General features: G+C 61.1%; 15 protein-coding genes. 13 read left to right on the top strand and 2 right to left on the bottom strand.

What is annotated here, in order from left to right:
- The 13 genes from RBB32_RS19945 to RBB32_RS19885 all read left to right on the top strand — a co-directional run.
- Window positions 1-1,767: VirB4 family type IV secretion system protein (locus RBB32_RS19945; protein WP_306155343.1), on the top strand; the 1,767-nt coding region annotated here is incomplete at its 5' end.
- Window positions 1,764-1,931 carry a hypothetical protein gene (locus tag RBB32_RS19940; protein WP_306155341.1) on the top strand — a complete coding sequence of 56 codons (168 nt, stop codon included), beginning with the start codon at window positions 1,764-1,766 and terminating at the stop codon, window positions 1,929-1,931. The genes RBB32_RS19945 and RBB32_RS19940, both read left to right, overlap by 4 nt.
- 55 nt (window positions 1,932-1,986) lie before the next feature.
- Entirely contained in the window at window positions 1,987-3,075 is a 1,089-nt protein-coding gene (locus RBB32_RS19935; protein WP_306155340.1) for a lytic transglycosylase domain-containing protein, read from the top strand.
- Window positions 3,075-3,884: a type IV secretion system protein gene (locus RBB32_RS19930; protein WP_306155338.1), complete on the top strand. Its 810-nt coding sequence runs from the start codon at window positions 3,075-3,077 to the stop codon at window positions 3,882-3,884. The genes RBB32_RS19935 and RBB32_RS19930 overlap by 1 nt, the downstream gene beginning before the upstream one ends.
- A 16-nt stretch (window positions 3,885-3,900) precedes the next feature.
- Window positions 3,901-4,554 carry a virB8 family protein gene (locus RBB32_RS19925; protein WP_306155336.1) on the top strand — a complete coding sequence of 218 codons (654 nt, stop codon included), beginning with the start codon at window positions 3,901-3,903 and terminating at the stop codon, window positions 4,552-4,554.
- Window positions 4,555-4,556: 2 nt separating this feature from the next.
- Complete coding sequence (locus RBB32_RS19920; RefSeq protein WP_306155334.1) at window positions 4,557-5,252, top strand: TrbG/VirB9 family P-type conjugative transfer protein; 696 nt, start codon at window positions 4,557-4,559, stop codon at window positions 5,250-5,252.
- Window positions 5,249-6,628 carry a TrbI/VirB10 family protein gene (locus RBB32_RS19915; RefSeq protein ID WP_306155332.1) on the top strand — a complete coding sequence of 460 codons (1,380 nt, stop codon included), beginning with the start codon at window positions 5,249-5,251 and terminating at the stop codon, window positions 6,626-6,628. The genes RBB32_RS19920 and RBB32_RS19915 overlap by 4 nt, the downstream gene beginning before the upstream one ends.
- 4 nt (window positions 6,629-6,632) lie before the next feature.
- Window positions 6,633-7,619, top strand: coding sequence for an ATPase, T2SS/T4P/T4SS family (locus tag RBB32_RS19910; protein WP_306155330.1), 987 nt, complete (start codon window positions 6,633-6,635; stop codon window positions 7,617-7,619).
- On the top strand, window positions 7,616-7,807 hold the full coding sequence (locus tag RBB32_RS19905) for a DUF4177 domain-containing protein (RefSeq protein WP_089963179.1): 192 nt from the start codon (window positions 7,616-7,618) through the stop codon (window positions 7,805-7,807). Before RBB32_RS19910 ends, RBB32_RS19905 begins: the two co-directional genes overlap by 4 nt.
- Window positions 7,807-8,220, top strand: coding sequence for a hypothetical protein (locus tag RBB32_RS19900; protein WP_089963180.1), 414 nt, complete (start codon window positions 7,807-7,809; stop codon window positions 8,218-8,220). The genes RBB32_RS19905 and RBB32_RS19900 overlap by 1 nt, the downstream gene beginning before the upstream one ends.
- A 12-nt stretch (window positions 8,221-8,232) precedes the next feature.
- Window positions 8,233-9,309 carry a type IV secretion system protein gene (locus tag RBB32_RS19895; protein WP_306155324.1) on the top strand — a complete coding sequence of 359 codons (1,077 nt, stop codon included), beginning with the start codon at window positions 8,233-8,235 and terminating at the stop codon, window positions 9,307-9,309.
- A 280-nt stretch (window positions 9,310-9,589) separates the two neighbouring features.
- Entirely contained in the window at window positions 9,590-10,159 is a 570-nt protein-coding gene (locus RBB32_RS19890; RefSeq protein ID WP_306155322.1) for a GNAT family N-acetyltransferase, read from the top strand.
- 193 nt (window positions 10,160-10,352) lie between these two features.
- On the top strand, window positions 10,353-11,246 hold the full coding sequence (locus tag RBB32_RS19885; RefSeq protein WP_306155320.1) for a DMT family transporter: 894 nt from the start codon (window positions 10,353-10,355) through the stop codon (window positions 11,244-11,246).
- 116 nt (window positions 11,247-11,362) lie between these two features.
- Here RBB32_RS19885 and RBB32_RS19880 read toward each other — a convergent pair whose 3' ends face one another.
- Both RBB32_RS19880 and RBB32_RS19875 read right to left on the bottom strand, forming a co-directional pair.
- Window positions 11,363-11,617 carry a hypothetical protein gene (locus tag RBB32_RS19880; protein WP_306155318.1) on the bottom strand — a complete coding sequence of 85 codons (255 nt, stop codon included), beginning with the start codon at window positions 11,615-11,617 and terminating at the stop codon, window positions 11,363-11,365.
- Between the two features lie 66 nt (window positions 11,618-11,683).
- A complete protein-coding gene (locus RBB32_RS19875) occupies window positions 11,684-12,163 on the bottom strand; it encodes an SRPBCC family protein (protein ID WP_306155316.1) in 480 nt (159 codons plus the stop codon).
- Window positions 12,164-12,409: the final 246 nt, after the last annotated feature.

Raw genomic sequence — 12,409 nt, 5'->3', positions numbered from 1 at the left:
CAGGAACTGCCGCTCTATCCGGCGAACACCTATGGCTTCCTGTCCTTCAACGTCGCCAACACGCGAGTGACGTTTCACGAAGACCATTTCGAGCTCTCGGAAGGCGTCGTGGGGCATCGCTACGGCAAGAGTTTCACCATCGGGGAATATGCTGAGGCCACCTCCTGCACCATGTTCGACATGCTGAACCTGCCGGTCGACATGATCGTCACCCATTCCTTCACGCCGATCAATTCGAACCTCATGGCGGGCCGTATCAAGCGGCAAAAGCGCCAGATGCAGGCCAGCCAGGACGCGGCCCTCTCGCTCCTCGAAGCCCTCGATATCGCCGCCGATGATCTCGAGGCCAAACGCCAAAGCTTCGGCGAGCACCATATGGTCGTGACGCTCTTTTGCGAAACGCTCGAAGAGCTGCAGTCGCTCAGCGCGGAGATCGTTAATGCCGCCGCGACCGAAGGCGTGAAGATGATCGGCGAGCGGGTCGCCGCCAAGGCGCATTACCTCAGCCAGCATCCCGGCAACCAGCCCAAGCGCGTACGCGCCAGCGCCGTCACCAATCGCAACTTCGCGGATTTCGCGGCCTTCCACCGGACCCAACTCGGCAAACCCGCCACGAAAACCCCTTGGGGCCGCGTCATCACCTATCTGCCCACGCCCGAGCAGAGCGCCTATCGGTTTTCCTATCACGAGCAAGGCTCGCCCGACAAAGAACCCACCAGCGGGCATACGCTGATCATGGGACGACCCGGGTCAGGCAAATCGGTCCTCTCGGCCTTCCTCATGACGCAAGCCCGTCGAGCAGGGTCGCGGATCTTCGTCTTCGATTACCGTCTCGGTATGGAGATGGCGGTCCGCGCCAATGGCGGGCGCTATGCGTCTTTGAAAGCTGGACAGCCCACCGGGCTCAATCCCCTGTGGACGGAGACCGATAGTCGCGGCACGGCCTGGCTCTCGGACTGGCTTGCCACCCTGCTCTATCGTGCCGATAAGCCGCTCACACCCGCCCAGACCAACCGCATCCAGGAAGTTGTCCGCCAGAACGCACAAGCCACAAACCCCGGCTTGCGCAACTGGCAGGATTTTGCATCGCTGTTCGTGTCAACAGATGATGGTGGCGATCTGCACCAGCGCCTGCTCGAATGGACCGAAGAGGGCCGCTACGGCTGGATCTTCGGACAGACGCTGGAAGACACGTTTTCACTGGAAGGTGATGTGGTGGGTTTCGATCTCACCGGCATTCTCGACAGCGAGGCCGAGAAGGAGCGCATGGCCGTGCTCTCTTATCTCTTCCGCCGGGTCGAGCGTGAGATCGAGGATCGCCGCCCCACGATCATCGTCATCGACGAAGCCTGGAAGGCGCTCGACAACGCGTATTTCGCCGAGCGGCTTTCGAACTGGCTGGTGACCGCACGCAAGCAGAACACTGTTGCAGTGATGATGACGCAATACGCCAGCCAGCTCGAGCGCACCCGGACTGGCAAGACCATCGTCGAGGCCGTGCCGACGCAAATCCTCCTCCCGAACATCCGCGCCCATGCCGCCGATTACGCGATGCTGAACCTCTATGAGAAGGAACTCGACGTGCTTCTCAACACCGGCAGCGACAGCCGCCTCGCCCTCATCCGTGATGACCAGGGCTCCATCGTCGTCGATGCCGATCTGAGCGCCCTCGGGCCCAATCTCACCATCCTCGGCGGCATGGAAAAAGGCGAAGCCCTCGTCGGAGCCGATTACCGCGACCGCCCAGACTTCTGGAGGCTCTCATGATCCGTATTCTTCTAGTTGTGACTGCGCTTGGCGCTCTCGCCTCTTGCGCCCAGTACCAGGAACCACAGGCCAATTGCTTCACCTTCCTGGCCTCGACGGCACCCACAGCACCTGATTGCACCTTCAAGCCCCTCGGCGCGCCGGAGGGCGACATTGAAGTCTAGCCTGCCCCATATCCTTGCGCTATGCCTGCTGCCCAGTCTCGCCCTGTCCCAAGGTGTGCCGACAAATGACAGCGGGCTGACCGCGCGCGATATCGTCGAAACAGGCGATCGCGAGGCTGACCTCGCGGTCCAGGCCGACAAGCTCGCCATGCGTGAACTCATCGCCGAGATCGAACGGGAGCAACTCGAAACCCTGCAACGCATCCTCGATGCCCAGACCAGCTTCGGCGGTCAGGGATTGCCGGCGATGGTCTCCGGGCTGGAAAGTGGCAGCGGGGATCCGGCCCGGTCAGTCGAGGCGGTCTATGGCAATGCCGACATCGACCCCAATCCCGGCGGTGCGCAGATGTTCGGCGATGCCGCCGAGAACATCGAGCAGCTCATCATCCGCGTCGCCCAGGAAACCAGCGGCTTTGCGGGCGTTGGCCGCGCGGGCCTCTCCCCGGTCCAATGGCGTGCCTTGCTGCAAGCGCTCATCTGGCAGGAAAGCCGTTTCACCATTGGGGCACGGTCTCCCGTCGGCGCGTATGGTCTCACCCAGATCATGCCGGGCACCGCCAGCGATCTCGGCATCAACCCGGAATACTATGACAGCCCCTACCTGCAGCTGCATGGCGGCGCACGCTATCTCGCGACTCAGCTGAACACCTTCGACGGCAATATCATCAACGCGCTCGCTGCTTATAACGCGGGGCCCGGTCGTGTGTTCGAATATGGCGGGGTGCCGCCTTTTGCCGAAACCCAGCATTACGTCCAGGTCATCCCCGAACGCTACAATCTCTACCTGAGCCGCATCGGCGGGATCGAAGCGCTCGGTACGATCGACCCCGCGCTTCTGGCCAATGCGAACCTCTCAATCACCGGGCACGGCGCGGCTTTCTATGGCAACAATTCCCCTGCGGCGATTAGGCAGGCCGCCTTGCGTATTGCGGACATCGTCGAGCGGATTTCCGAGACGGAAGACATGCAGGAAAGCGTCGCGCTCAACACCTATGCCCGCGCCGAACTCGTGCGTCTCGTCGCGGCCCGCATCCGGCTACAGGCGGCGCGCACCCGCATCCTTTCCGCCGAAGAACTGGCGCAGGCCAGCGCCCGCATGGCCAAGGGCGCCTTCATGGAATTCACGATCAGGGAGATAGACTGATGAGAAATTTACTCTTGAGAACGGCCTTAGCCACGACACTTGGGATTGGCCTACACTTGGGAACCCTCTCCCCTGCCCTGGCGCAAGGTGTGCCCGTCGTCGACACGCAGAACATCGCGCAAAACATCCAGCAGCTCCGGCAGATGATCGAAGACGAGATCCTGCAGAACGAGCAACTGACGCAGCTCCGCGAACAACTTGCCACCCTCACGGACCAACTCGCGGAGCTGCAAAGAACATATGAAGCACTGACCCGTCTTGCCGAACTGCCGGAAATCATCCGAACCGAGATGGAGGACGAGCTGAATGGCCTGCTCGATCAGGAGTTCGGAGACATCCTCGCCACCATTGAAGCCATCAAGACCGGAGACTTCTCTGGTCTCTCTGGTTCCGGCGCGGGCGAGATTGAAACCCAGATGGATCGGGTGCTGGCCGATCTCGGATTTGACGATGACACCCTCTCGGAAATGGCCACCAGCGGAAATCCCGGAGCCAACCGCGTGGCAACGCAGGCAACAACCGGCGCGCTCGTCTCGGCCGCCGCCCAGAACAGCTATGAAGACGCAGGCCAATCGCTCGAGCGGGTAGACCGGCTGGTCGGGCTGATCGATGACATGGACGAACTGAAGGAAAGCGTCGATCTCAACACGCGCGTCACAGCAGAACTCGCAATCGCGCTCGTCGCCATGTGGCAGCTCGAAGCCGTGCAGACCGTGGGCGATGGCACGGGAGGCGTGATCGATGCCGCCACCATCGCCGAAGAACAGCGCTTCATGGACTTTACGCTGCCGGACCTGCGCGCAGACTGATTCAGGGGTGTGACGCGTGGCGAGTGAACAGGAAATCATCGAAGAAGAGCTGGTCTACGGCGCGCTTCGCAGGGAACGGCTCTGGCAGCGCCTTGGGCTCATCGGCCTCATCTTCGGCGGCCTTGGATGCCTGAGCGCGGCGGCCGTCGCGATCCTCGATGTCGATCCACCCCCCGTGGTCGTGCCCTATGATCCTGCAACCGGCTTCGCACTCCCCGAGGCCTCGGTGGGAGCGACCTCGGTGACCGCCAACCAGGCGATCATCGAGGCGGAGGTCTTCCGCTATGTGACCGACCGCGAGGTCTACAACCAGCTCGACAATGATCTGCGCATCCGAAGCGTTTTGCGCCGGTCTGATGGGGCCGCCGAAAGCGGGTTGCGCCAAATCTGGAACAGCGCCACCGAGAACTACCCGCCCACAGTCTATGGCCCCAATGCCCGGCTCGATGTGGAAATCCTCAGCATCAACCGCATCGGCACCAACCGCGCCACGGTGCGCCTGCGCAAACGCCTGACGTCTATCAATGGCGTCCAAACCGGGCTTTTCACCGCCACCCTCCTCTTCGAGTTCCGCCCCGAGACCCGCCGCTCCATCGATGAGGTCTGGACCAACCCCTTCGGCTTCACGGTCCTCGAATATTCCATCCGCTCCGACAGATTGGAGAATTGAATTTGTTCCCTGTTCGACTTTTCATATTGCTGATTGCCCTGTTGCCCGGCCTCGCCTTCGCCGAAGCCATCCCGCGCGGCGGGCCCAATGACAACCGGGTGCGGCTTGCCAGCTATCAGGAGGGCCAGGTCTACCGGCTAAACGTCTCGCTCACCCATGTGACCACCATCGAGTTCGGCGAGGGTGAAGGCATCCGTTCGATCATCGCGGGTGACACGGAAGGGTTTGAGATCGACGGCGTACCCGGCGGTCAGGCCTTCGCGATCAAACCCGTCGCGCGCGGTGTACATACCAACGTGACGGTCTATACGAACCGGCGGAGCTACTATTTCAACGTCCAGGAGACCCGCAGCCCGACCTTTTACGTGGTGCAGTTCCGCTATCCGGAGGACGCTGCGCGGCCCACACATGCCATCGCGGCCCAAGCGCCGAACTACAATTACGGCGCCAGCGAACGCACCGAGTTCACGCCCGTTCGCGTCTGGGATGACGGGACCTTCACGTATTTCGAATTTCTGCGGAACGCGCCGGTGCCGGCGATCTTCCGCTACGCCAATGCCCGGGAACGGACGGTCAACACGCAAGCCACCGAGGACGGCGTGATCCGGGTTTCAGGAGTGAACCGACAATGGGTGCTGCGGATCGGAGAGGAGGTGGTCTGCATCGAGGCCACACCACCTGCGGGGGTAGGCTCATGAGCGATACCGGAAACACAGACCTCGAGAAACGCCTCGCCGCCCTCGAGCAAGGCAAAGGCGCGAGCTCACCCTCTGCCCCACGGCGCTCACCGCTGCTCACTTTGGTCGTCGTCCTCGTGATCGGTGCGGGCGGTGCGTTGCTCTATCTCATGTCCCAACCCGAGGAAGAGGAAGCCCTTCCCACGGCCACGCCGGACGTGTTCCAGAACGAGGGCGACGGGTTTGGTGCCATCGAGACCTTGCCCCCGCCTGAGCCAGAGGTTGTGTTCGTCGCACCCGATACGGCCGAGCCCAACGCGGAGCTTCTGGCGCAGATCACCGCCCTGCAAGCTCAGATCGAGGAATTGCGCAACGCCCCCGAACCGGTCGTCGAGGAAGACACCGCCGCCGCAGAGGCGATCGACGCGCTGACCGCCCAGATCGCGGCGCTGCAAGCTGCCTCGGAAGCGGCACAGCAACGGTTCCAGGACGAACTGACGGCGCGGGATCGTAGTCTTGAGCAATTACGCATGGATCTGGAACTGGCCCAACTCGAGGCCAGCCGGCCGCAACCCGCCCCAGCGGGCCCCACAGAAGATGAGCTGCGCGCACGCGAGCAAGAGAGACTGCGCCGGGAGGAAGAAGCCCGGCGCATGGCCGAGCTGGAGCGCCGCGCCGCGGAGGAACGCGCCTTCCAGGAGCGCCGCATCACCTCGCCCACCATCGCTTTTGGCGGTGCCTCCGGAGCGAATGAAACGGCTTTGACTGAACGCACCTTCGGCGAGGTGACGGATTTCGTGCTGAACGGCGCGCTACCCACTTCGGTGACGCAAGCTGAGGTCATCGCCAACCAGTCCAACACGATCATCCAGGGAACGATGATCCAGGCCGTCATGGAAACCGCCCTCGACAGCTCCCTGCCCGGCCAGACCCGAGCCGTTGTTTCCGAAGACGTGTTCAGTTTCGATGGTTCCCGCCTCCTGATCCCACGCGGATCCCGCCTGATCGGGCGCTATAGATCCGGCGTCGATATCGCGCAGCGCCGTGTCACCATCGCCTGGGACCGGATCATCCTGCCTGACAATCAAACCATCCAGATCAGTTCCTTCGGGGGTGACGAGCTGGGTCGCTCCGGCGTCACCGGCTTTGTCGATACCCGCTTCGATGAGCGTTTCGGTTCGGCGGCGTTGATTTCTCTGATATCGGCTGCTCCAAGTGCCGCCGCTGCAAATGTTCAGGACGAAACCGCCGCGGACGTGCTGGAAGACGTGGGCGATGATCTTGCCGATGCCACGGACTCTGTGATTGGCGACTACCTCTCCATCGGTCCCGTCATCTATGTCGACCAAGGCGCCCGCGTCACCGTTATGGTCGACCGCGATCTGGAGATTTTCTGAGCCCATGTCGCTGAGCTATCTCCAAACCTCGCTTGATCGGATCGACGCCGCCTCCCGCGATGATGTCATCGAGATCTGCATCAACCCCGATGGCAGCTGTTGGGGAGAATTCCAGGGCGATCACTTTATGAGAAAGCTGGACCAGAAGCTGAACGCAACGGAAGTGAAGGACCTCGGCAACCAGATCGCCTCCTCGGCCAACACAACGATGAGCAAGGACCGCCCCATCGTCTCGGTCTCGATCACCTACAAGGGGCGTCCAATCCGGGCGCAGGTCATCACCCCGCCTGCCGTTCTGTCGGCCATGTCGATCAGCCTGCGGTTCTTCTCGAGCCTCCCGCTCGACGGGATCGCGCTCGATTTCCTCTACGGCAAAGAACGCAAGCTCGAAGAACTCCGCCTCGAGAAAACCCGCGAACTGCGCGAAGTGGTGGCCGCGGGCGCCATCGATGATGCACTTGCCTTCTGTGTCGACAACAAGCTCAACATGATCGTCTCGGGCGGCACGTCCACCGGCAAGACCGTCGCCGCGCGCAAGATCCTCTCGCACGTGCCAACAGAAGAACGCATCGTCACCATTGAGGAAGCGGCCGAGCTTCTGCCGACCCAGCCCAATGCCGTGACCCTCATCGCCAACCGCGACGCGGAATTCCAAACCGCCGATGTGCTTCTGACCGCGACGCTGCGCATGCGCCCGGACCGCATCATCCTCGGCGAAGTGCGCGGCAAGGAGGCCATGACCTTCCTCGAGGCGATAAACACCGGTCATGGCGGGTCAATGACCACGCTGCACGCCGAAACCCCGCAACTTGCCGTGCAGCGCCTCGCAATCGCGGCGCTCAAGACCGAGATCCCAATGACCTATGCTGACATGATCCAGTACATCGAGAACTCCATCGATGTGATCATCCAAGCCGGTCGGAATGACGGCAAACGCGGCATCACCGAATTCTACCTCCCCGGCGCCAATGAGATCGGAGCTTCCCAATGAAGACCTTTGAATATGATATCCTCAGCTTTCCCATGACTCGTAAGACCAGCCTCGCTGACATGCAGGCCAGCCTTAATGCCAAAGGGGCAGAAGGTTGGGAGGTAGTGTCGATCAGCTCTTCGGAATTCGCCAACGTGGGACACACTGTCTTCCTGAAGCGGGAAACGACAGCTGGCGGCGCGGTCTGATGATACGTTGCGGGATCGATATCACTTTCGTCACTCTTGCTCTGGTACTGGCGGCGTCATCCTCCTTGGCCGAGCGCAACCTGGTCCCGAGCCTTGAGCGCAGTTTTGATGTTTGCCCGGACAGACCGCTGGAGTCCGAATGGATGCAAAACATACCATTGCGCCAAGCCTATCAGCGGGTTCTGGTTCAGGACATCTACCGCGCCCAAAACCTCGAGCGCATCGTCGAGACTGGCAACTGCGATTGTGAAATCCGGTTCCCCTCTTGGGACGCTGCCGAGGCGGTGTTTCGGGAAAGGTACGCGAGTGACGAACGATGGGAGATGCTGCAAGCCTCGGACGCCTACAACCGCCGCGCAAACGCTGCCCGCCCTGCCGCCAAGGCCATCTGCGAAGCCGCGGGCAATTGGTAAGGCAGCCCCGTCATGAGCGTCGTCACCTATTTCGTTGAAACCTCCCAGGGCTATCTCGACACCGCCGCAGAAACCCAGTTCGGGTCCGTCGCGGCGACAGTCGGCACGCTTCTGGTGCTGGGAACAACTCTGGTGGTGATCCTCATCTTCCTGAACATGATCTACCAGTACAAGGCGATGGACGGGCGCATGGCCTTCTGGCTCGCGGTCAAGATCGGGCTCATCGGGATATTCGCGACCAACTGGGTGCAGTTCAACGCGCTTTCCTCCGCTATCTTGGCGGGCATCGACAGCATTGCGGGTGCGCTGGTTGCTTCCGTTGGTGGTGGAACTCCCGGCCCTTCCGGTACTTTCGCCGAAGAGTTCGACCGGCTTATCGCGGAACTGGGCGACTATCTGAACGCAGCCGGGTCCGAGCTGAACTGGATGGCCGGCGCCATGCTCGACATCGTCGGAGTGCTTCTGCTCTCGATCCTCGGCGGGCTGGCCGCCTTCATACTCGTGGCATCCCGCTTGATGATCGCACTTCTGATTGGGATCGCGCCGGTGATGATTTTCCTGACCCTCTTCGAAGTGACCAAAGACTATTTCGCGCGTTGGCTGTCAGCGCTGGTTTCCTTCGCGCTCTACCCCATCGTCGTCGCCGGCGTGTTCGCAACAATCACTGGCGTCTCTTCTGCTCTGATCGGAGAGCTTGGCGAGCCGGAAGGGGCATCAAATATCGGTGCGCTCATTCCGTTCTTCATGATGGTGCTGATGGCCAAGGGGTTCATCATCGCCACGCCCTTCATCGTCCGCGCGATCTCCGGGAACATCATGATGCCCGCCCTCTCCGGTGGCCTCGGCGGAAGCTACAGCTTCGCCCGTGCCGCCATGGGTAGCCAGCAGGCATACAACCGCTACCTGATCGGTGGGGCAAGCGGCGCGGAATACGCAGCTCTCCGGGCGCGGCAATTCTTCGGCGTGCAGCAGATGCCGGTGCGGCAGGGGATGGGGCAGACGGGTCAGGCAAGCGGCACAGGGTCACCGGGGGCCGGGTCCCAGATGCTGGCGCAACTGGCCCGGTTGGGAAGGTTGGGGAGGCGGTGAAGTCCCCTGTCAAAAACCTGCCAAAACGGCAAAGGTTTTGCCGGGGGTTTTTGTCCTGGGTAAGCCGTTGATCCTGGGAAGGGTGGGGCATTTTGCCAAAAACGACCGTTTTTGACGCATAGGTATTGCCAGGGGGTTTGTGTCTGGTGTGCGGACAAAGCTGTCGCTTGCCACTCTGCTTGCGATGGCCGCTCTTGACCGGCGTGACCCCTACAGGAGAAAGATCAGACGGTAGCCGCGTGCAGCCATGCCAGATAGAAGAAAGTTACGTGATCTTTTCGTGCCCGACCTAGTCACCAAATCGCTCGACATCGAAACCTGGCCAGATTTCGCACGCCTTGTTGAAGCGCATAACGGCGTTTGGGGCGGATGTTGGTGCATGGCGTTTCATGCGAAGGGGGAAGGCTGGGGAAAATCCGCGGAGAAGAACCGGCAGGAGAAGGAATGTCTCGTGCGCGAAGGCCGGGCTCATGCCGCGCTGGTCTTTGATGGCTCCGACTGTGTCGGGTGGTGCCAGTTTGGATCACCTGAAGAACTGCCGCGCATCAAGAACAGGCGTGCTTATCTTTCGACCAACCCGTCGCTTCCCGACTGGCGTATCACGTGCTTCTTTTCCGGTAAGGGCTATCGCGGAAAGGGCGTGACGTCCGCAGCACTGGCAGGTGCCTTGGACCAGATCGGAAAACTGGGCGGCGGCCGTGTGGAAGGATATCCGGAGGACACCGAAGGCCGGAGGGTCTCTGGGTCCTTTTTGTTCAACGGAGCCCTCTCCACGTTCGAACGTCACGGCTTCACGCGGTCGCGTCCGATCGGGAAACACAAATGGGTTGTGACCCGCACCGTGCCCTGATGGGCCATCAAGCGTCCCGAGCGCACTGAGTGCATCCAAGGGCGGCATGGCAGGACGTAACGGACGTTCCATGCGCTATGCTCGAGCGTCGATTTGCACCGCTGGACTTTAGGTTTGCGACGTTTGTTCCGGGAACGCCGTCCATGCCCTAGCATTGTGACAAAGGGCATGGTCCCGGTGTAGCTTTCCGCATATGACCGCCTTCCTCCACAGTCGGAAGAACCCCTCAGCGATCCTCGTGATGTGCGCGGGCGTTCTGCTCCTTGTTGTCAACGACGCGATTGCGAAGGGGCTGGTTGCGCGCTTCGATCCGTTCCAGATCCTGTTTGCTCGCAGCGTGATCGCGCTGCCCGTAGTTGCCCTTGTTGCCATGTGGCATAGGGGCGGTATCAGCGGCTTGCGTTCCGCGAGACCATCGGTCCATCTGCTGCGCGCCGTGCTCGCGGTGGCAGCGACTTATCTCTTCATCGCGAGCCTCGATGCCCTACCGTTGGCGGAAGCGACCGCGCTGATCTTCACCGCGCCGATCTTCGTCGCCGCACTGTCGTGGCCACTCCTGAGGCAGCGGGTAAGCGGGGCGCGCCTTGCCGCAGTTGGGGCGGGCTTCGTCGGCGCGCTGATAGCGGTGCAACCGGGTGCTGAGACGATGCAGACGGCGTCCGCCCTTGCGCTCGGCGCGGCATTGGTGAACGCGCTGGTGATGATGAGCGCGCGCTGGATCGAGCAACACGATGGCTTCTGGACGATGACCTTCTACATGACGCTGTTTTCAGGTGCGCTGTGCGCCTTCACCCTTGGCATGGACTGGCCATCTATTCGGATTGAAGATGCGACCATGTTCGCCATGATGGCAGGAGCCGGTACGTTGGGGATCGCGCTCATCACGCAGGCATTTCGCATGGGGGATGCCGCCGCCGTCGCGCCCTTCGACTACACGGCGCTAATCTGGGCCTCCGCCATTGGCTGGGCGGTTTGGGGCACTGTTCCCGGATGGCCAGTATATCTTGGCGCGGCCGTCATCGCGAGCGGGGGAACCGCCTTGATCGTATTAGATGCGCGGCGCGCGAAGCAGGAGGTGGAGGCGTAGCAGTTGATGCAGGTTGTTGGAATGCGTCTTTTCAGAACGGCTATTCGTGTGCGTTGCAGCATCGGATAGTCTGAACTCTTTCAAGACCTTCTCCGCACCGCAGGATGTGCCAAAACTCAACCGTTTCTGTCACAGGCGAAATCGACCGTTTGCGCCCCTCCAGATCGAAAGCTGCCGCTCGTCCAGAGCGCGGCGAAGGTCTCAAATGAGCCGATTTTGTTGAAAAACTCGACATCTGCCCGGTGGCAGCTGAATTCGCAGAAAATCTTCCCGCGAAGGGCGCCGCTTGGAAACAATGTTCGCCACAGCGACCGATCCGTGAACCATGTTCCGGTTTCTGAGTGAAAATTTTCGCTGGCAGAGTTTTTCAACACAATCAGCCCTTTTTGCAGTTCACTGCACATAGCGCGAAGGGCCGCAGTCCATCTTGGTTCACTTCACGGCGATTCTGAATCGGACAACTCAGTCTCAGACCGTTTCGCCCGCATGTCCGCAAGAATTTGAACGCGCGGTTCATGCCGCTTGCGATACAGAAACCGTGCCCAGAGCGCGAAGGCCCATGACATCCAGCCCGCGTCGATTTCAATGACGTCGCGCAGCCTGGACCCTGACTGCTGCGGTTCCACGGTCAGAGTGTGACGCCACGATTTGACGCCTGCGCCCTTTTCAGAAGACCGCAAAATCATTGCTTCGTCGTCGCATTCCAGGACTTCCATGAAATACGGCTGAGGCGGTAACTTCCCGAAAAGCGACACCTGCACGGTAATTTTCTGGCCTTGGTATACGCGACCGCTCGGCAACCCTTCGAAGCTGACAACCCCATCCATGATTTCCTTGAGTGCATCGAGGTCCGTTGCCACCGCCCAGACCTCCTTCGCCGGTGAGGCGTATTCGTGTTCGAGGATGACGGTCTTCACAGTCGCTCCTGTGGTTCAAAAAGCTATCCCTGCTTGATTGACCTAAACCGGACATCTGCGCAACCGCAGCGAAAGCCATCTCTGTCCGCCAAGCGGACACCCCCCCCTGACAGAACCTGTGGGCCAAAAACGGTGGTAAGCGCCGGTGACAAAAACGTACGGGTTTGGGCCCATACTGCGCTGCGGAGAACGTCCGGAAGGAGCCCTCTGTGGACATTCTGCGGTACAGCCTCGAATGTTCGGATC

The sequence above is a fragment of the Roseovarius sp. MMSF_3281 genome (genome assembly GCF_030733685.1).
Taxonomy (GTDB): domain Bacteria; phylum Pseudomonadota; class Alphaproteobacteria; order Rhodobacterales; family Rhodobacteraceae; genus Roseovarius.
Note: the sequence above shows the minus strand (reverse complement) of the source record. Positions and strands in the feature narration are given on the sequence as shown.